Source organism: Aquimarina muelleri DSM 19832, assembly GCF_000430665.1.
In the GTDB taxonomy this organism is placed as follows: domain Bacteria; phylum Bacteroidota; class Bacteroidia; order Flavobacteriales; family Flavobacteriaceae; genus Aquimarina; species Aquimarina muelleri.
On sequence record NZ_KE387191.1, the window covers coordinates 25,694 to 47,702 of the forward strand.

Annotated in this window: 13 protein-coding genes; 8 read left to right on the top strand and 5 right to left on the bottom strand. The window is 31.2% G+C overall.

The annotated features are described in order from the left end of the window. The first annotated feature begins 1 nt into the window (after position 1). The 4 genes from H527_RS0120690 (at position 2) to argH (ending at position 4,333) form a co-directional block, all read left to right on the top strand. Entirely contained in the window at positions 2–955 is a 954-nt protein-coding gene (locus H527_RS0120690) for an N-acetylornithine carbamoyltransferase (RefSeq protein ID WP_027414402.1), read from the top strand. After that, positions 952–1,734, top strand: coding sequence for an acetylglutamate kinase (gene argB / locus H527_RS0120695; RefSeq protein WP_027414403.1), 783 nt, complete (start codon positions 952–954; stop codon positions 1,732–1,734). The genes H527_RS0120690 and argB overlap by 4 nt, the downstream gene beginning before the upstream one ends. An 86-nt stretch (positions 1,735–1,820) precedes the next feature. Continuing rightward, the gene (locus H527_RS0120700) at positions 1,821–2,981 is read left to right on the top strand and encodes a M20 family metallo-hydrolase (protein ID WP_229809277.1); all 1,161 of its coding nucleotides are present in this window, start codon (positions 1,821–1,823) and stop codon (positions 2,979–2,981) included. Positions 2,982–3,052: 71 nt separating this feature from the next. Continuing rightward, positions 3,053–4,333, top strand: a complete 1,281-nt coding sequence (gene argH / locus H527_RS0120705; RefSeq protein ID WP_027414405.1) for an argininosuccinate lyase — start codon at positions 3,053–3,055, stop codon at positions 4,331–4,333. Positions 4,334–4,644: 311 nt separating this feature from the next. Here argH and mnmE read toward each other — a convergent pair whose 3' ends face one another. Further along, positions 4,645–6,036: a tRNA uridine-5-carboxymethylaminomethyl(34) synthesis GTPase MnmE gene (mnmE, locus tag H527_RS0120710; protein WP_027414406.1), complete on the bottom strand. Its 1,392-nt coding sequence runs from the start codon at positions 6,034–6,036 to the stop codon at positions 4,645–4,647. Between the two features lie 293 nt (positions 6,037–6,329). Between mnmE and H527_RS0120715 the strand changes: the two genes are divergently transcribed. Both H527_RS0120715 and H527_RS0120720 read left to right on the top strand, forming a co-directional pair. Then, a complete protein-coding gene (locus tag H527_RS0120715) occupies positions 6,330–8,222 on the top strand; it encodes a trypsin-like peptidase domain-containing protein (RefSeq protein ID WP_081414666.1) in 1,893 nt (630 codons plus the stop codon). A gap of 536 nt (positions 8,223–8,758) precedes the next feature. Further along, a complete protein-coding gene (locus H527_RS0120720; protein ID WP_027414408.1) occupies positions 8,759–10,981 on the top strand; it encodes a response regulator in 2,223 nt (740 codons plus the stop codon). Between the two features lie 65 nt (positions 10,982–11,046). Here the strand turns inward: H527_RS0120720 and H527_RS0120725 are convergent, their stop codons facing one another. Continuing rightward, entirely contained in the window at positions 11,047–12,297 is a 1,251-nt protein-coding gene (locus H527_RS0120725) for an ammonium transporter (protein ID WP_027414409.1), read from the bottom strand. A gap of 62 nt (positions 12,298–12,359) precedes the next feature. Next, positions 12,360–12,698 (bottom strand): P-II family nitrogen regulator, encoded by a 339-nt coding sequence (locus H527_RS0120730; RefSeq protein WP_027414410.1) that lies wholly within the window; start codon positions 12,696–12,698, stop codon positions 12,360–12,362. 432 nt (positions 12,699–13,130) lie between these two features. Between H527_RS0120730 and gltB the strand changes: the two genes are divergently transcribed. Then, positions 13,131–17,630, top strand: coding sequence for a glutamate synthase large subunit (gene gltB / locus H527_RS0120735; protein WP_027414411.1), 4,500 nt, complete (start codon positions 13,131–13,133; stop codon positions 17,628–17,630). Positions 17,631–17,643: 13 nt separating this feature from the next. Beyond that, complete coding sequence (locus H527_RS0120740) at positions 17,644–19,107, top strand: glutamate synthase subunit beta (protein WP_027414412.1); 1,464 nt, start codon at positions 17,644–17,646, stop codon at positions 19,105–19,107. Between the two features lie 97 nt (positions 19,108–19,204). Here the strand turns inward: H527_RS0120740 and H527_RS0120745 are convergent, their stop codons facing one another. Both H527_RS0120745 and H527_RS0120750 read right to left on the bottom strand, forming a co-directional pair. Beyond that, positions 19,205–20,596: a tetratricopeptide repeat protein gene (locus tag H527_RS0120745; RefSeq protein WP_027414413.1), complete on the bottom strand. Its 1,392-nt coding sequence runs from the start codon at positions 20,594–20,596 to the stop codon at positions 19,205–19,207. A 22-nt stretch (positions 20,597–20,618) separates the two neighbouring features. Next, positions 20,619–21,554, bottom strand: a complete 936-nt coding sequence (locus H527_RS0120750; protein ID WP_027414414.1) for a threonine/serine dehydratase family protein — start codon at positions 21,552–21,554, stop codon at positions 20,619–20,621. Positions 21,555–22,009: the final 455 nt, after the last annotated feature.

Here is a 22,009-nt window from a genome sequence, read left to right on the forward strand (position 1 = left end):
AATGAATAACTACTTTTCTATACAAGATATAGATTCCTTATCCGATTGGTTAAAGGAAGCGATAGAAATAAAAAAAAAACCATTAGCAAATAAAACTTTAGGTAAAAATAAAACTATAGGGTTACTGTTTTTTAATCCCAGTCTTCGTACCAGGCTAAGTACACATAAAGCAGCATTAAATTTAGGAATGCATGTAATTGTAATGAATTTTACTGGAGAAGGGTGGTCTTTAGAGTATGAAGATGGCACTATAATGGATCAAGGAAATTCTGAACATGTTAAAGAAGCCGCTCAGGTGGTTTCTCAATATTGTGATGTGTTGGCAATACGAGCTTTTGCAAAACTAAAAAATAGAGAGGAAGATTATCGGGAAGAGGTATTGAATGGTTTTATTAAATATGCATCAATTCCAATAATCAATATGGAAAGTGCTACAGGGCATCCTTTGCAAGCACTTACAGATGCTATAACAATTACCGAATATAAAAAGACAAATAAACCAAAGGTTGTATTATCATGGGCTCCGCATCCAAAAGCTTTACCGCAGGCAGTAGCTAATTCTTTTGTAGAAATGATGCAAAAAATGGATGCGAATTTTGTAATTACTCATCCAAAGGGATTTGAATTAGATAATAAGATTACTAAACAAGTACCTATTGATTATAATCAAGAAAATGCATTAAAAGACGCAGACTTTGTATACGTTAAAAATTGGAGTTCATATGTAGATTATGGAAAAGTAGTATCTAACGATTTTTCCTGGATGATGACAAAAAAGAAGATGGAGTTAACCAATAATGGCAAGTTTATGCATTGTCTTCCAGTACGGCGTAATGTAGTAGTAGAAGACAAGGTAATAGATAGTGAAAACTCTATTGTGATTGAGCAAGCAAATAATAGAACATTTGCAGTACAATTAGTTTTAAAGAAAATACTAGAAAAACTTCAAAAATGAAGAAGCAAAAATTATTAGTTGCCAAAATAGGAGGTAATGTTATAGAAAATAAAAAAATGTTGGATTCTTTTTTAAAAGATTTTTCAAAAATAGAAGGGTACAAAATACTGGTTCATGGGGGAGGAAAATTAGCAACACAACTTGCTGAAAAATTAGAAATAAAGACCGAAATGATTGATGGACGAAGAATTACTTCGGCAGATAATCTAGATATTGTAGTAATGACCTATGCTGGATTAGTAAACAAAACCATTGTTTCTGGTTTACAAAATCATGAATGTAATGCTTTAGGGTTAACAGGAGCAGATGCAAATGTAATTATAGCAAAAAAAAGACCTAAGCAATTTGTGGATTATGGATATGTGGGGGATGTTATTAAGGTAGATAATAAAATTTTAAAAATATTTTTAGAACAAAATATAATGCCAGTTTTTTGCGCGGTAACGCATGATGGGAATGGACAATTATTAAATACAAATGCAGATACTGTAGCTTCTGAAATTGCTTCGGCAATGAGTATTGATTATGAAGTGTCGTTGTATTATTGTTTTGAGCTAAAAGGAGTTTTAGAAAATATACAGGATAAAGAATCTGTAATAGAACACATTGATTTAGAAAAATATGGGCAATTAAGAGATAATGAGATAATTGCAGAAGGGATGCTTCCTAAGCTTCAAAATTGTTTTGATGCATTACAAAAAAAAGTAAGTAAAGTGCATATTGCAAATGTAGAATTTATAAAAGATAATACAACCAAACACACTACATTGAGTTTATGAGTAATCCGATAAATGAGAAAGTATATTTTGTGAGCTTACTTTTAGATTATTGGTAGAGAAGAGGGATAAGTTTTAAAAATTTGAAAATGAAAAAAATAGAAAAGAATATGTATAATTTACAAACAGATAGCCATAAAGGTAAGGTACTTGATGATTTGCAAACTCAAATACCCTCTGATCCAAAAATAAAGAAACTTACAAATCAGGCAATTGTACTTTTGCAGAAATTGATAGAAACACCTTCTTTTTCTTCTGAAGAAGAAAAAACAGCTTTGTTGATAGAAGAATGGTTTACAGCAAATAGCATCCCATTTGAAAGGGAAAATAATAATATATGGGGGTATAATAAACATTTTGATGCCTCTAAGCCTACTATTTTGTTAAACTCTCACCATGATACAGTAAAACCAAACGGAAATTATACTAAGGATCCATTTAAAGCTTCCATAGTAGAAGATAAGTTATTTGGTTTAGGTAGTAATGATGCTGGTGGCTGTTTGGTTTCGCTTATGGCTGCATTTACTTACTTCTACGCAAAAGAAAACCTAAAATATAATTTTGTAATAGTAGCTTCTGCCGAAGAAGAGAATAGTGGTCCTTTAGGTTTAAAAAGTGTGTTAAAGTATCTCAAAAATGTCGAATTTGCTATTGTAGGAGAACCAACATTGATGCAATTGGCAATTGCAGAAAAAGGACTTTTGGTGATAGAAATATCTGTAAAAGGAACCGCTAGTCATGCCGCACATCCAAATAAAGATAATGCAATTTATAATGCTTTACCAGTAATACAATGGTTTCAATCATATGAATTTGAAAAGGTATCTGATGTTTTAGGTAAAGTAAAAATGACGGTAACACAAATAAATGCAGGTAAACAGCACAATGTAGTCCCTGCAAGTTGTGATTTTGTAGTTGATATACGAGTTAATGATATGTATAAAAATGAAGAGGTATTGAAGGTCATAAAAAATGAAATGCCTAAAAATGTTACTATAAACCCAAGATCATTAGACTTAGGTTCTTCCTCTATACCCAAAGACCATCCTATTGTGCAATCAGGTATTAAATTAGGAAGAATTACTTATGGGTCTCCAACTTTATCAGATCAATCTGTATTGAGTTGCCCTTCTTTAAAATTAGGCCCAGGAGATTCTACTAGATCCCATTCTGCAGACGAATTTATTTATATTGAAGAAATTCAAGAAGGAGTAAAGATGTATATAAAAATTTTAGAAGGAATAGTGTAAAATATTCTAATATAAATTTTTTAGAGATTTAGAAAAAGTATAAATAAGAGCAAAAAGTAAAAAAACAAGAGATGAAACTTTGGGATAAAGGATTGGCAACAGATCAGAAAATTGATATGTTTACTGTAGGTAACGACAGACAGTTAGATTTAGTTATTGCTAAATATGATATACAAGCAACGTTGGCACATGCAAAAATGTTACATAAAATAGACTTGCTTTCTGATGAAGATATCTTGGGAATTAAGACAGAATTGAATATATTGTTAAAGGAAATTGAAAAAGGGACTTTTGTGATAGAAAATCAGTTCGAAGATGTGCATTCTAAAATAGAGTTTGAATTAACAAATAGGTTAGGAGAAGCTGGTAAAAAAATTCATACTGCAAGATCTCGAAATGATCAAGTTTTGGTTGCAATGCATCTTTATTTAAAAGATGAATTAAACCAAATTAGATCTTTGATAAAAAAATTATCCCAACAATTATTAATAAATGCAGATGCTTATAAGGAGGTTTTGCTTCCTGGGTATACGCATTTGCAAATAGCGATGCCTTCCTCTTTTGGATTGTGGTTTTCTGCTTATGCAGAAATTTTTATAGATGATTTGTATTTTATAGATGCGGCATTACAAGTGGTAGATCAAAACCCATTAGGAAGTGCTGCAGGTTATGGTAGTTCATTTCCTATAGATAGAGAGTTTACTACTAAAGAGTTAGGTTTTAAAACATTAAAATATAATGTAGTGGCAGCACAAATGAGTCGTGGAAAATCTGAAAAATCAGCAGCATTAGCAATGAGCAGTGTAGCAGGTACTTTATCTAAATTAGCAATGGATGTATGTTTGTATATGAGCCAAAATTTTGATTTTATGAGTATTCCATCAGAATTAACTACAGGATCCAGTATTATGCCACATAAGAAAAATCCAGACGTCTTTGAGTTAATAAGAGGAAAATGTAACAAAATTCAAGCGTTACCGTATGAGTTAAGCTTGATTACTAATAATTTACCAAGTGGTTATCATAGAGATTTACAATTACTTAAAGAAGGTATCATACCTGCTATTCAAGATTTAAAGGCATCTATAGAAATGGCAATGTATGCTTTAAAAAATGTGCGTATAAATAAAAATATTTTAGAAGACACTAAGTATGATTATCTATTTAGTGTAGATACCTTAAATGAACTGGTAATGAAAGGTATGTCTTTTAGAGATGCTTATATAAAGATTGGATTAGATATTGAAAAAGGTACTTATAAACCAGAAAAAAACACAAAACATAGTCATATAGGTAGTATCAATAACCTATGTCTTAAAAATATAGAAGAGAAGCTGGAGCAGTTTAATTGAGTGTAAGTTGAGTTAGTTTAATTTTTTGCTTCGGCTTAGACCCTCAGAGGAGTTGTTAACCACTGAGGGTTGCTTTTTACAGTACTATTTTTATAATTTCTTTATAGAAAAAAAAGTATTTCTGAAGTAAATTAAGAAGAATAAGAAGAGAAGAAGTGGTTATTATATAGGTTTTATCCGTCAGCGACTACTTGGAATGATAATAAACTAAAAGTAGTATCATAAAATACAAATAGCTGTAAAATAATAATCAATTAAAAGAAAAAAGTCGAAGAGAAATAAAGCTAAAAACATACCAAAAGCAATAAAATCTATTTCCCGATACAAAAATTAGCAAAGATATTCCCTAGTAGATCATCACTGGTTATTTCACCAGTTATTTCACCAAAATGATATAATGCCTGGCGAATGTCTATTGCCATTAAATCTCCAGAAAGCCCAGAATCTAAGCCATATTGTACTTTTTGAATTTCTTCTAAAGCTTTTAGTAAAGCATCATAATGACGAGAGTTGGTTACAATAGTCTCGTTGTTTCGTAAAGCTCCCGTGTTTACAAATTCTAAAAGTTTATTTTGTAGCTCTTCAACCCCTGTGTTTTGTTTAGCAGAAAGTAAATGAATGTTTTCTATTTCAGATCGTAGAGTTAAAATTTGATCATCATTAAGCTTATCTACTTTATTGGCAACAATAAGTAAAGGCTTTTGTGGGTATTTGTTTTTTATCTTACCTATTTCTGTTTTTAATTCCTGTAAACGATTTGGAGTTAAAAGAGAACTATCTACTAAATAAATAACAACCTGTGCTTGTTCTATTTTTTCAAAGGTTTTTTTTATTCCAATACTTTCTACAACATCTTTAGTATCTCGTATTCCAGCAGTATCTATAAATCTAAAACCAATTCCACCAATATTAATTTCATCTTCAATAGTATCTCTGGTTGTTCCGGCAATTTCAGAAACAATAGCTCTTTCTTCATTAAGTAAAGCATTAAGCAAGGTTGATTTTCCAACATTGGGTTCACCTACAATAGCTACAGGAATACCATTTTTAATAACATTACCTACAGCAAAAGAATCAATAAGACGTTTTAATACATTCGTAATTTTAAAAACTAAACTATTAAATTGAGTACGATCTGCAAACTCAACATCTTCTTCTGCAAAATCAAGTTCTAATTCTATTAAGGATGCAAAGTTCAATAATTCATCTCTTAATTTTTTAATTTCATTAGAAAAACCTCCTCGCATTTGTTGCATTGCAATTTGATGAGAAGCCTCAGAATCTGAAGCAATAAGATCGGCGACAGCTTCTGCTTGAGATAGATCTAGTTTAGCATTAATAAATGCACGAAGCGTAAATTCTCCTGCATTTGCCATTCTGCAACCTTTGCGTAATAATAATTGAATGATTTCTTGTTGGATATAGACTGATCCATGACAAGAAATTTCGACAGTGGGCTCCCCAGTATACGAATTTGTCCCTTTAAATAAAGAAACCAAAACTTCATCAAGCATCCTTTTTTCATCAACAATATGACCTAAATGTATAGTATGTGTTTTTTGGGAACTTAGTTTTTTTCCGCTAATAGAACGAAATAAAGGAGAACAAATAGTAATAGCATCTTTTCCAGAAACACGAATAACAGCTATAGCCCCTGCTCCAGATGGTGTTGCTAATGCAACTATGGTATCTTGTGTCATTATTATAAATATCAAAAGCAAAAATAGGCATTAATGAAAGTATTTTAAATTTTGTAGGCTAAACTTTTTTGAAGAGTGATTTTTCTTTTCTATATTGTACAAGGAATAAAAGCTATTTTTAAATAGCTAATTCTTTTTGGAAAATAAGAAGAATACGAGAAAACGCTGGTTTTCATTTGATTAAAAATTAGATGACCGGTTAGTGGAATACTATTTTATTGTAACCCTTTAGGTTATAAATATTTTAGGAACTAACTATATTTAATATCTAACTCATAATTTTTAATCTTATTCTTATGAAAAACACAAACTTAATTAATTTTACTTTAAAACATTCTGTACAGAAGTTCAGTCTGTTAATATGTACGGTTTTTATGCTTTCGCCGTATGTTAATTTTGCTCAGGATGAACTTGCTCGTCATTATACAAAATATGACATAACTTTAAAATCGGAAGGTATTAACAACAAAAGTAATTCTGAAGTTATTACTCAAAGCATATCAGAAAAAGGAGCGACATGGTTACGTTTATTTTTTAAAGATGTAAATCTTGGAGCTAAAAGTACTGTAACTATTACTTCTGTTTTAGATGGTGCCACACAAACATTAACGGCAGAAACTATAAAAGATTGGAAAAACACAACAGCTTATTTTAATGGAGATAAAGTTATTGTAAAACTAACTATAGCTTCTGGAGAGAAATCCATTGGATTAAACATATTCGAGGTAGGTGTTGGAGAAGAAGATCCTAATGTGAAATCGCAATGTGGATCAGCAGATGACCGAGTAGATTCTGCAGATAATGCTATTGGAAGAATAGTTCCAATTGGATGTACAGGTTGGATTATTACTAATGGTAAACTTGTAACAGCGGGGCATTGCCTAACTAGTAGATCTGAGATAATAGAGTTTAATGTGCCTAAATCTAACCCAAATAGAACAATAGTACACCCTGGTCCAGAAGATCAATATCCAATAGGTAATTTTGTGTCTCCTTATATAAATAGTCCAAGTCAGGCTAATGATTGGGGAGTATTTACGGCTAGTGCAAATTCACAAACAGGAAAAACACCTATACAAGCACAAGGAAAATCGTTTAATGTAGTGCAAAGTGCTCCAAGTAGTACGATAAGAATTACTGGTTTTGGTACCGATACGGGAATTGATAATCAAACTCAGCAAACTCATGCAGGTCCATTATCTTCAGTTACAAATACATTTGTTAGATATAGAACAGATACAACAGGAGGAAATTCTGGAAGCCCGATCATAGATGCAGCTACAGGAAACGCAATTGGAGTTCATGCTTATGGAGGTTGTTCCTCATCAGGAGGTTCTAACTCTGGAGAAAGAGCTACTATACCTGCTTTTTGGAATGCTATGGGGTTAGATGGAAATCCTCCACCTCCACCAACGTGTACAACTCTTGATTTTAATGATTATCAGATTACCTCATTTTCAAATCAAGATACTGCTGGTAACTTTTCAATCGTAAGTGGTGGAGCAGGTATATCTATGCAAAATAATACTTGGAAATATATAACGCTAAATTATACAGTAACATCAAATACCGTTATTGAATTTGATTTTAGTAGCACTTCTCAAGGAGAAATACATGGTGTAGGTTTTGAAAATGATAACTCTCTTACTTCTTCAAGATATTTTAGAGTGTATGGGACACAGAATTATGGAGTAGGTAACTTTGATAATTACTCAGGATCAGGAACTAAAAAATATACTATACCAGTAGGGAATTTTTATACAGGAGCTATGAATAGACTAGTTTTTATTAATGATAATGATACTGGTAGTGGTAATACTTCTGTATTTAGTAATGTGAAAATATATGAAGGATCTTGTGGGCAGTCTGCTACTTCTGAAAGTTTGGTAGCAGAATTAGAATCTGTTTCGCCAATATTGGGTAATGAAGAAGAAGGGGATCTTGCAGGACTAAAAATGACTCCTAATCCAGCTAAAGATGTATTTTCATTACATATTAATCCATATGCTACAGGAAAAGTTGGGGCCACTATTTATACTATTTTAGGAAGCAAAAAAGGATATTTAGAATTGCAACCAGGAGTAAATACTATATCCACACGTGATTTATCTTTGGGTGTTGGAGTTTATTTAGTAAAAATTATAAGTAGTGATGGTAGTACTAATACACAAAAACTTATAATCAATTAAATTAATATTTTAAAAAGAATTAAATATAGTTAAGAACACCTCGTTTATTTTTACGAGGTGTTTTTTAGTTTTATTAATGTTTTGTTTTAGATTATTATTGATAAATAATACGATTTACGGATGAGAATTGCGTATAAATAATTGCAAAGGTTTTTCGCTAGATTGATGAATCAAATTAAAGAATAGTCATAGCTATTGTTTCATTTTATGAAGAAAATATAGTAGAAAAAGAATGCGATTATATGCGAGATTTTTATTCGTAAATCGTATAAGTACTTAAGTTAATAGTAGAAGAGAACCTTAATACCTGTTTTTTTATACAAAACATTAAATACAAAACAATTTTTTTTACAATAAAAAAAACGGTGTAAATAACACGCATATAGTCTTTTGTGCTGTTTAAATATGAAAGTTTAATTTAGCTTTTACATTTATTAGTATTCTTCAAAAGATATACTTTATTTGATAAATCTTACTTTGTATGAATTATAAATAGATTTATTATATTTAATAAAAAGTAAGAACAAATAGAGCTTATGAAAGTATGGAGTACGAATGTCAAAAAAACTATTATAATTTTGTTGTTTTTTTGTAATGTAAGTTTTGGGCAAGAGAAAACAGTAATTCATAAATCTATAGATAGTATCGAAGAAATAGTTTCTAGATTAATCAAGAATGATAGTATTGTAGAAGCACGAACTGTATTAGATACTGTTTATAAAAAGTATCAACATACAAAGCACAATAATTTTTGGGTAATTTATAACTATAATTATGGAGTTCTGTTTAATAGTTCAGCAAAATTTAAGGAAGCTTTGAAATACCTTTTAGAATCTCAAAAATATTCAAATAAAACACCCAATAAATTATATAAAGAAAGAATCTCTGGTATGATTTTAAGAATCTATAGAGAGGTTAATATGTACAAAGAATTAGATAGTTTATACGCGATAAATATTGTAGAAAACAAAAAAAATAATTCAGTAGCTGTTTTCTTAAATTATACGGATTACGTAATTAGTTGTATGCGTAGAAAACAATACAAAAAAGTAATAGATACTACTAATAAAGCTATTTTAGAATTAGACGCGTTTGATTTTACAGATAAAAGCAAACGTATAATTAAATCTATAAATAAAGTTGTTCGTAATGAGCTAAAATTACACTTGGCAATGGCTTTAATAGAAAAAAAAGAGGATTACAAAAAATCCTATCAATTACTAGGTGAAGTAAATAAAGATTCTCTTCTTTTTGTTAAAAGAGAACGAGATCAGTATCTAAGACTTATAAGTCAATATAAAGCTCGATATTTTTATGAATTTGATAAAAATATTGATTCTGTATTCTATCATCAATCTTTATCTAATAAATATCAAGAAGTTTATATAAAAAAATTAAAAGAACGGGCTTCTAATGCAAGTGATTTTATATATGAAATTGCTAAAAATAAAAATGATACAGAAAAACTTTCTATTATCAATAACACAAATATTCAATTAAAAAAAAATTATGCTCAAATAAGTTTTCTAATTAGTTTTTTGTTATTGTTAGCAATTATTTTTAGCGCTTATGTCTTTAGATCTTACAGTCAAAATAATAAAATTAATAAAAAATTAAAAGACAAAAATGAAGAGTTATTAGCTGTTGATGAAGAGCGTAATCAATTTTTTTCTGTAATGAGCCATGAATTAAGAACACCTATTTATACAATACAAGGATTAATAGAGATTATAGAAAATACAACAAACGAAACACAAAGAAAAGAATTTTTAAAAACACTACAATTCTCTAATAATCATCTGTCTAGTTTGGTTAATAATGCTTTGGAGTATTCTAAGTTTAGATTAGGTAATGTAAGATTAAATAAAGATGCTTTTTGTCTGGACGAAATGTTACAAGAAATAGGAAACTCATTTTCATATCAACTTCATAAAAACAATACTACATTACATATCGATATATCACCAAGAACAGAAACTAATGTTATAGGCGATCGTTTAAAAATTTCACAGCTTTTTATTAACCTTATTTCTAATGCGATTAAATTTACGGTTAACGGAAATATTTGGGTAAAAGTAATTCAGTTAACTAAAATAGAAAATACAATTATGTTTCGTTTTGTGGTAAAAGATGATGGGATCGGTATTGAAAAAGAATTACAAGCAGACATTTTTAATGGTTTTAAAGGAGTTAATCATATAAATGAAAATACAGGAGGATCTGGTTTAGGATTATATATTGTAAAAAAAATTATAGAAGATTTATACAAATCCTCTATACAATTAGAGTCAAAAAAAGACAAAGGAACTGCATTTTCTTTTGATATAGAAATGAAGCAAAATTTACAAACAATAACTACTATTAATTTAAAAGGTAAAGATTGTGAAAAAATATTAAAAGGATATCATATACTGATAGTAGATGATAATAAAATTAATTTAATGATAACAAAAAAAGTTTTAGAAAGTGCAGGGGCAAATTGTATAATTGTGGATAACGGTGTTGAAGCTATCGCTAAAATACATAAAAATAATTTTGATATTGTTTTTATGGATGTTCACATGCCAGGTCAAGACGGTTTACAAACTACACAAAAAATAAGAGAGTTTAATAAAAAGGTTATCATATTGGCGCTTACAGCTGTTGATTTAGAAAAAAATATTAAAAAAATCGGTCAATCAGGAATGAATGGTATTATCACTAAGCCATATAAAAAAAGTGATCTTTTTCAAAAAATAAGATCTTATCCATTAAAATGATATTACTAATGAGCTCTTTATGCATATAAAAAGCTCATTAGTAATTAATTTAGAAATTACATTTTCTAATGCTGGTTAATTCTAAAATCAGGATAGGCATCCATACCATGTTCATGATTATCTAATCCATCAACTTCTTCTTTTTCAGAAACTCGAATCCCTATTGTTTTTTTAAGTCCAAAAATAATTAAGAAAGCACTAATGATACAAAACCCTCCAACAATAAGAATACAAATCCCTTGTACTAAAAATTGATCTAAACTAGCTTTAGATCCAAAAATCCCTACTGCTAATGTACCCCAAATACCACAGATTAAATGAACGGCAATAGCGCCTACTGGGTCATCTAATTTTAGTTTATCCACGAATGCAATTCCAAGTATAATAATTATACCTGCAAGTAAGCCAATAACAACAGCTTCATTAGGAGACATTAAGTCTGCTCCTGCGGTAATCCCAACTAGTCCGCCTAATATTCCATTTAAAAACATAGTGAGGTCGTAGTTTTTGTATAAGATGGAAGATAAAACAAAAGCTCCAATACCTCCTGCTGCTGCTGCAAGGCAAGTAGTAACTAGTACTAATGAAGTTCCCGAAGGATCTGCAGAAAGTACAGATCCACCATTAAAACCAAACCATCCAAGCCAAAGAATAAGCACTCCAGCAGCAGCAAGAGGTATATTGTGCCCAGGGATTGCCTGTGGTTTGCCATTTGGTGTAAATTTATCTATTCTGGCACCTAGTAAAATTACAGCTACTAAAGCAGCCCAACCTCCAACAGAATGCACTAATGTAGATCCTGCAAAGTCATAAAAACCTTCTGCTTCTCCAATTTTTAAAGTAGATAAAAAACCTTTTCCCCACTGCCAGGAACCAACTATAGGGTATATTAAGCCTATATATATAATACTAAAAATCATAAAAGAGCCAAGTTTAATACGTTCGGCGACAGCTCCAGATACGATTGTGGCAGCAGTGGCAGCAAACATTCCTTGAAATAAGAAATCTGTCCACCAAGTATATCCTCCATTAGCGTATTCAGGAGTCATACCGTTTTCTGGTGCAGTAATGCCAAATCCCGCAAATTTTAAAAACCCAAAATCTCCTTCTTCAAATCCGGGATACATTAAATTAAATCCACCAATGTAATACAGTAATAATCCTGCGCATATAATAAATACATTTTTAAAAAGTATATTGATTGTGTTTTTTTGACGAGTTAATCCTATTTCTAAAAAAGAAAACCCTAAGTGCATAAAAAATACTAATGCAGTACATAGCATCATCCATACATTGTTTGTGGTTAAAAGTTCCATTTTTAATTGATATTAAATTTATTGTTTGTTTTAGTTGGATGTTTTGTAATAATTGTGGTAAACTAGATTAAGGTGTTTTCTCCCTTTTCTGCTGTGCGAATTCTATATGCTTCCTGTATGTCAGAAACAAATATTTTTCCATCTCCAACCTCTCCTGTTTTGGCAGCTTCCAGAATAGCAGATATTGCAGCCTCTTCAAAATCATCGTTTACAACTATAGATAAATATCTTCTTTGTATATCGGTAGTGCTATAAGAGATACCTCTATAAACACTACCTTTTTGCTCATGGCCAACCCCAGTAACATCCCAATATGAAAAGAACATTACACCTTTATTGTGTAAAGCCTCCTTTACTGCACGATATTTTGATCTTCTGATAATTGCTTCTATTTTCTTCATAAAAAAGATTAAATTAATATTGTTTCGATTCAAAAATATAATATTGTGTTATTAACATATAAAAATTAAGGGTGTAATTATATATTTTTATTGATATTATATTTTTAACCTATAAAAAATAAGGGGTATTCATTTTTATTTAAAAAATGATGATCTGTGATGTGGTTTTTTTTGAATTTATAGCGAAAACGTTTTCGACTGAAATTATTGATAATCAATAGACTGTGTTTTTGTCAGAATTGTATTTTTTTCTTAAAAAACGCATTGTCAAATTCATAATTACAAGTCATTATTTTAGGATTGTTTTATTTAAGAAGCTGTTTTTTTAGGGAGCTCAGAAAAGTAATATGGATTACTTCAATTTTCTTCTCTATTCATTAATGTTTTGTTAATTTCATCGGTAAGAACCATTTTTTAGATCGGAAAAATAATATGAAGAAACAAGGTATGTATCTACCAGAATTTGAACACGACGCATGTGGTGCCGGATTCATTTGTAGTTTAGAGGGGCAAAAATCAAACGATATTATTCACAAAGCGTTAGAGATTCTAGAAAAATTAGAACATAGAGGAGCAGTTAGTGCAGATGGCAAAACAGGTGATGGAGCAGGAATTCTTATTGATATCCCTCATGATTTTTTTGTAGAGCATTGTAATTTTAAATTACCAGAATCAGGAGAGTATGCCGTAAGTAATGTTTTTTTACCAAAAAAAGAGAATCAAAGACAGTTTTGCATAGAAACATTTGAAAAAAACATAAATGATCAAGGGCTTGTTTTGTTAGGATGGAGAGATGTTCCTGTAGATCATACACATATAGGAAAGATTGCTGCTACTACAGAACCTTTCATTAAACAAATATTTATAAGTAAAGAAAATAAAGAACAAAGCTATTTTGATTTTATTTTAAAGTTATTTACAGCCAGAAAAATAACAGAACATACTATATATAGTTCTAAATTATCCGAAAGTAAGTTTTTTTATGTACCAAGTTTGTCTACAAAAACATTAATATTTAAAGGGCTATTGTTACCAGAGGATATTAAGTTGTACTATACAGATCTTATGAACCCCAAAGTGGTTACAAGATTGGCACTGGTACATCAACGTTTTTCCACCAATACATTTCCTACTTGGGATCTTGCACAGCCTTTTCGATATATGTGTCATAATGGAGAAATTAATACATTAAGAGGTAATGTAACCAGAATGCGATCCAGAGAAGAATTATTAAAAAGTGATTGGTTTGGAGAGGATATTAAAAAAATAATTCCTGTAATATTAAAAGGTAAATCCGATTCTGCTTCTATGGATATGGTAGTAGAATTGTTATTAATGACAGGCAGATCATTGCCAGAAGTGATGATGATGATGGTTCCAGAGGCTTGGGAAAAAAACCCAGAAATGTCTGATGTTAAAAAAGCATTTTATGAGTATAATTCTTGTACGATGGAGCCATGGGATGGCCCTGCATCTATTCCGTTTACAGATGGTAACTATATAGGAGCCGTATTAGATAGAAATGGATTAAGACCCTCTAGATATAGTGTAACCAAAGATGGGTATGTAATTATGTCTTCAGAAACAGGAGTAGTAGATTTAAAACCAGCTAATATTGAATACCATGGTAGGTTAGAACCAGGGAAAATGTTTCTGGTAGATATGGATCAAGGAAGAATTATTAATGATGAAGAAATAAAAGAAAAAATAGCATCTCAGCACCCTTATAGAGAATGGTTAAATAACAATCTGGTCTATTTAAAAGATATAGCATATAATGATTGTCCATTATTTTTAGGAGAAGAAACCGTTGCAAAACGAAAATCGATTTTTGGATATACACAAGAAGATATAGACACTATTATTGCTCCAATGGGGCAGTTAGGTAAAGAACCAATAGGCTCTATGGGATCGGATACGCCGATAGCGATATTATCACAGCGCCCACAGTTGATTTATAATTATTTTAAACAATTATTTGCTCAGGTAACAAACCCCCCATTAGATGGTATTCGAGAGGAGTTAATAACGGATATTAGCCTTACTTTAGGAGCAGATCATAACATCTTCGATATTAATGAAAAACATTGTAAAAAACTAAAAATTCAAAACCCTGTAATATCTAAGGAAGATTTAGACAAAATAAAAACATATACAGATAAAGGGTTTAAAGTAACTTCTATTCCTACACTTTATAATGTTAACAGAGGTTTAAATGGACTTGAGGATGCATTAGAAACATTACTTAAAAATGTATCAGAGGTAATTGACAAAGAAACAAATGTGGTTATACTTTCTGACAGGAATGTAAGCAAGCACAAAGCACCAATTCCCGCATTATTAGCATGTTCTTATGTAAATAGTGGATTACAAAAATTAGGAAAACGTTCTAAAGTTAGTATCATTATAGAATCTGCAGAACCAAGAGAGGTACATCATTTTGCTTTATTGTTTGGTTATGGAGCAAGTGCAATTAATCCTTATATGGTAAATGAAATTATAAAGGAACAAATAGAAGAGGGTACTATTTCTAATCTAAGTTTTGATGATGCTATACAAAATTACAATAAGGCAGTAGGCAAAGGAGTCTTAAAAGTAATGAACAAGATCGGGATATCTACTTTAAATTCTTATAGAAGTTCTCAATTATTTGAGTGTATAGGGATTAATGCAAAGGTAGTAGATCAGTATTTTCCTAATACAGCTACTCGTATTGAAGGTATTGGGTTATATGAAATTGAAAAAGAAATATCAAAACGTCATAAAAAGGCATATGCAGAACAAGAAGTAGCAGCTACTTTAGATTTAGAAATAGGAGGGCAATATAGATGGAGACGTAATGGAGAAAAACACCAGTTTAACCCATTATCTGTTGCCAAATTACAGAAATCAGTCAGGGATAATGATCCTAAGACTTATAAAGAATATGCAGAGCTGATCAATGAGCAGTCTAAAAACTTAATGACAATTCGGGGGTTATTAGAATTTTCTAATTATGATCCAATTCCGTTAGAAGAAGTAGAACCTTGGACAGAAATTGTAAAACGTTTTAAAACAGGAGCAATGTCTTATGGATCTATCAGTAAAGAAGCACACGAGAACTTGGCTATTGCAATGAATCGTATAGGAGGAAAAAGTAATTCGGGAGAAGGAGGAGAAGATTCTTTACGTTTTTATAAAGATGTAAATGGAGATTGGAAAAATAGTGCTATAAAACAAGTAGCTTCAGGTAGATTTGGAGTGTCTTCCAACTATTTAACAAATGCTGCCGAAATCCAGATCAAAATGGCTCAAGGAGCTAAGCCTGGAGAAGGAGGGCAGTTACCAGGGCCAAAAGTAAACCCAGAAATAGCTAAAACCCGTAACTCTACTCCTTATGTAGGCTTGATTTCACCACCACCACATCATGATATTTATTCTATAGAAGATTTATCCCAACTAATTTATGATTTAAAATCAGCAAATAGAGAAGCCAGAATAAATGTAAAATTAGTATCAGAAGTAGGAGTAGGAACAATTGCAGCAGGCGTTGCTAAGGCAAAAGCAGATGTTGTTTTGATATCTGGATTTGATGGAGGTACAGGCGCATCCCCTTTAACATCCTTAAAACATGCTGGTTTACCATGGGAGTTAGGTGTGGCAGAAGCACAACAAACTTTAGTGGGTAATAATTTACGTAGCCGTATCGTATTAGAATGTGATGGACAATTAAAAACAGGGCGTGATGTAGCTATTGCATGTTTGTTAGGAGCAGAAGAGTTTGGTTTTGCAACAGCACCACTTGTAGCGTCTGGATGTATAATGATGCGAGTATGTCACTTAAACACTTGTCCAGTAGGTATCGCTACTCAAAATCCTGAATTACGTAAAAAGTTTAAAGGAAAACCAGAACATGTAGTAAATTATATGTATTTCGTAGCACAAGAACTGCGTGAGATTATGTCGCAGTTAGGTTTTCGTACCATAAATGAAATGGTCGGGCAAGTCGGTAAATTAGATCATAAAAAAGCGCTAAATCATTATAAAGCAGCAGGAGTAGATCTAACACCGATTTTACATAAGGTAGAAACTCCCGAAGGAGTTGCAATATATAATACAGAAAAACAAGATCATGGATTAAAAAAATCCATAGATTTTAAAATTATAGAGCAAGCACATCCTGCGCTTTTCCGAAAAGAAAAAACAGTTTTAGATTTTAATATTTGTAATACAGATAGAGCCGTAGGAACTATATTAAGTAATGAGATTTCTAAAATTTATGGAGCGCAAGGATTGCCAGATAATACGTTAAAATTAAATTTTAAAGGAGCTGCTGGTCAAAGTTTTGGAGCCTTTGCTACTAATGGTTTAACTATGATAGTAAATGGTAATACTAATGATTATTTAGGAAAAGGACTTTCTGGAGCAAGATTGATAATTAAAGTGCCAGAAGAGTCTACCATCATTCCAGAAAATAATGTAATTACAGGTAATGTTACTTTGTATGGAGCCACTGCAGGAGAAGTTTATATTAATGGCAAAGCAGGAGAACGATTTTGTGTGCGTAACTCTGGAGCAATAGCTGTAGTAGAGGGCATAGGAGATCATGGATGCGAATATATGACAGGAGGTGTTGCGGTAATTCTAGGAGAAGTAGGTAGAAATTTTGGAGCAGGAATGTCTGGAGGGATTGCTTATATCTATGATCGCAATAAGACATTTGAAGCACATTGCAATAAAGAAGCACTTAATCTGGAGTCTCTTAAAGAACAAAAAGATATAGAAGAGTTAAAAGTATTAATAGAAAACCACTACAATACAACCTTAAGCCCCTTGGCACAAAGAATCCTTGAGAACTGGGAGAACGAATTGTCAAATTTCATAAAAATATTCCCAGAAGAATATAAACAAGCATTAAAACGATTAGAAGAAGAAAAATTAGCGCAAGCATAAAACGATATAAAACATGGGAAAGATAACTGGATTTTTAGAATTTGAAAGGGAGATCGAACAGTACCAGCCTGTAAAAGATCGTATTAAAAAGTATAAAGAGTTTACGGTAGAAATGCCAGAAGAACAACTTAAAAATCAAGGAGCTCGTTGCATGGATTGTGGTATTCCGTTTTGTCATAGTGGTTGCCCTTTAGGTAATTTGATTCCAGATTTTAATGATGCAGTATATCGTGGTAAATGGGAAAAAGCGTCTACTATTTTGCACGCTACCAATAATTTTCCCGAATTTACAGGTAGATTATGTCCGGCACCTTGCGAAGAAGCCTGTGTTTTGGGTATAAATGAAGATCCAGTAACCATTGAGAATATCGAAAAAAATATTGTAGAACAAGCTTTTAAAAATGGATGGGTAAAAGCCAATCCTCCAAAAGAAAGAACAGGCAAAACAGTAGCAGTAATAGGATCTGGCCCTTCTGGATTAGCAACAGCACAACAATTAAATCGAGCAGGACACTTGGTTACTGTTTTTGAAAGAGATGAAAAAGTTGGAGGGCTGTTGCGATATGGTATTCCCGACTTTAAAATGGAAAAAAAGGTAATTGATCGTCGAGTGGCTGTTTTAGAAGAAGAAGGGATTGTTTTTAAAACAAATATCCATATAGGAAAAGATATTAGAGCAGAGGAACTAAAATCGGATTTTGATGCTGTTGTATTATGTACAGGAGCAACAGTTCGACGAGGTTTACCTGTAAAAGGAGTGGATTTAAAAGGAGTAGTGCAAGCAATGGATTTTCTACCCCAAAATAATCGTCGAGTAGATGGAATCAAAGATCTTGGAGAAGAGATACTTGCAACCGATAAAAATGTAATAGTTATAGGAGGTGGAGATACAGGATCAGATTGTATAGGAACTTCTGTAAGGCACGGAGCAACTTCAGTAACAAATTTTGAAATTATGGGTAAAGGAACTACTGAGCGCCCTGCAAACCAACCCTGGCCATTTTGGCCTATGCGTTTACGTACAAGCTCTTCACATCAAGAAGGAGTAGAACGTAACTGGAGTATTTCGACCAAAGAATTTATAGGAGATAAAAATGGAAACCTAAAAAGTTTGATTACGACTGAGGTAGAGTGGGTAAAAGAAAATGGTCGTTTTACATTAAAGGAAATCCCGAATACAGAAAAAGAGTGGAAATGTGAATTGGCATTACTGGCTCTAGGGTTTACAGGATCAGAACCTACTATTGCAGAACAGTTAGGGGTTGATATGGATGTCAGAACGAATATAAAGGCTACAGAAGATAATTATACAACTAACGTCAAAGGCATTTTTGCAGCAGGAGATACTCGTAGAGGACAGTCTTTGATTGTTTGGGCAATAGCAGAAGGCAGACAAGCAGCATATCATGTAGATATGTACTTAATGGAAACCTCTAATTTACCATTGAAAGGAGAAGGGGACTTGCCAAGAATATAAAGGTTTTAAAAAGACAATTAAAAACCAACTATTTTAGAGCCCTGCTTGTTAATTTATTAAACAAGCAGGGTAATCATTTTCTAGGAATGTCTTATTTTTATTTTTCTGTATTGCAATATGCTGCAATAGCTTTATCTGCATCTAGACCATTGTATTTTTTTGCAGTCTTAAAATCGGTGCAAAACCCATCAATATTTAGTTTTTGCTTAGATAAGCCAAGAACAACATGTCCATATCCATATTCAGGATTTAAAGAAATAGCTTTTTTTGCATCTTCGAAAGCCTTGTTAAAATCCCCTTTTTCAAAAAACAAGTATGCTCTGTAGCCATAAGCTCTAAAAAAAGTAGGTTTTATAGAAAGAGAAGTATTAAAATCTTTTTCAGCTTCTATATATTTTCCGAGCTTTCGATATGCTAGCCCTCGATCTATATAAGGAACTTCATTGTTTGAGTTAAGATCTATACGCTTTGTCGAATATTCTATAGATTTCTCATATTTATCTTGATTAAAGTATAGTAAACTAAGGTTATCGTATAATAAATCTTTTGTTGGTGTAGGTAGCTGTAATGCTGTTAAGTAATCTTTTTCTGCTAAATCATATTCTTCAAGTTTAAAATGACAGTATCCTCTATTTAGATAATATCTAGACGAATCTTTTTCTTTTTCTATAGCTAAGTTATATGCCTTTTTAGCAAAGTCAAACTTCTCCATTTTTTGAAGAACATCTCCAAAAATCATGTATTTATTTATAGTAGAATTTTCTTTGCAAAGAATGTTTTGTAAACTTATATTTTTGGTATACCCCAATTTTGTCGCTGTTTTAAAATCACTACATACTTTTTCGGGTTCTAGTAATGGTATGTATATTTGGGCACGTGTAGAATAGTTTTCAGCTACATCTGGATTGAGCTGTATTGCTTTTTCAATAATATTTAAAGCAGTTTTAGGATCATCCCACTTTAGTAATAATATAGCATAATTTCTGTATAGCCCAGGATGTACAAACCCTAGTTCTAATGCACTATCATAATCTTTAATCGCTTTAGGGTCATCTGTATTCATTTGATGATAAATACCTCGATAAAAATAATATTCTCCTTTGTTTTCATAACGTATTGCTTGAGACATTAGATCAATCGCTTCTATTAAGTCTTTTCTTATTTTTAAAACAAACGTTGCTTTCTTAAAATATGCTTCAGAATATTTAGGTTTTTTTTGAATTACTTTATCAATACTTTCTATAGCTTTTGAATATTTAAACGAGTTAAAACAAGCTTGTGCATATCTCTCCCAGTATTCTACTTTACTACTGTCTTTAATAAACTTATTTTCTAACTGCTTTAAGGCATTCATGTTATTTGTAACATTTTGACTATAGATTAAAGAGTCTATAGTTTTATAAGTAATAGTTTTTTGTTGAGCACATAGTACAGTAGATATAATAACTAATAAGATAAATAGAGGGTATTGTTTTTTTATAGTATACATTTTATATAAAATAGTTTAGTATTTAAAAAGGTAGATTTTTAAGATCGACATTACCTCCTGATATAATGATTCCTATCTTTTTGTCTTTAAATTGTTCTTTTTCTTTTAATAAAGCGGCGAATGCAACGGCAGAAGATGGTTCTATAATTATTTTCATACGTTCCCAAATTAATCGCATTGCAGTAATAATCTCCTGCTCTTCAACACAGATTATCTTCGTAACATATTTTTGTATTATAGGAAAATTGATATCTCCTAACTGTGTTTTTAACCCATCGGCTATGGTTTGTGTAGTTTTGTTAGTTTCTATTTTTCCACTTAATAAAGAGCGGTATGCATCATTTACTTCATAAGGTTCTCCTCCTATAATTTTACAATTATTACCATATAAATTAGCAGCTAAAGCAGTTCCTGCAATGAGCCCACCACCACCTACAGGAGTAAAGATGTATTCTAGGTCAGAATGATCTTCTAACAATTCTATTGCAGCAGTTCCTTGCCCTAATATTACATCGAGATTATTAGAAGGATGTAAAAAAACAGCACCTTTTTCTTGTTCAATTTGTGTAGCGGTTGTTTCTCTATCTTTTAAAGTAGAGGGACATTCTATAACAATACCTCCATATTCTTTTACGGCTTCTTTTTTTACTTTAGGAGCATTAGATGGCATTACGATATATGCTTTTACCCCTAGATTATATGCAGCAAGAGAAACCGCCTGAGCAAAATTTCCAGAGGAATGTGTTACTACACCTTTTGATTTTTGTTTTTCAGATAATTTAAGAATAGCATTAGTCGCTCCTCTTATTTTAAATGCACCCATACGTTGAAAGTTTTCACATTTAAAAAAAACCTGAGCATCTGAAATTTGATTTAGTAGGTTTGAAGTAAATACAGGAGTATTATGTATAAATGGTTTAATAAGTTTATGAGAGTTTTTTAGTTCTTGTAAGTACATTATCAGTATGTGATTATCGAATATTTAAAAGTAGTAAGAAAATTTATTGGATAGACAAATATACTTTGATTTTAAATAGTATTTTTTTGACTATTATCAAAGTATTTGCTCTGATCAGATTGTTATACTTAATGAATCCTAAATATAGGTATTGCAATAGATCCTATTTTAATCAAGTATATAGTATTGATTTTTATAAGATTTATTTTGAAATAATAACAGCTCTTAACTGAATTTATTTGCGAAAATCATTTCTTGTATTTTATGTCTCAAATATATTAAGTTTAAAATTTAGAAGAACACCTCGAATTTATTCAGGGGCAAACTAAAATGTTACCTCTGATTTTTTTAGCCTAAATCAAAAATGATTTGATTTTCTTTACGGGGATTTTATAGCTTTCTAAATTTATATCGTAGAAACCATAGGATAGCTATACTATATTATAAAGTTATTA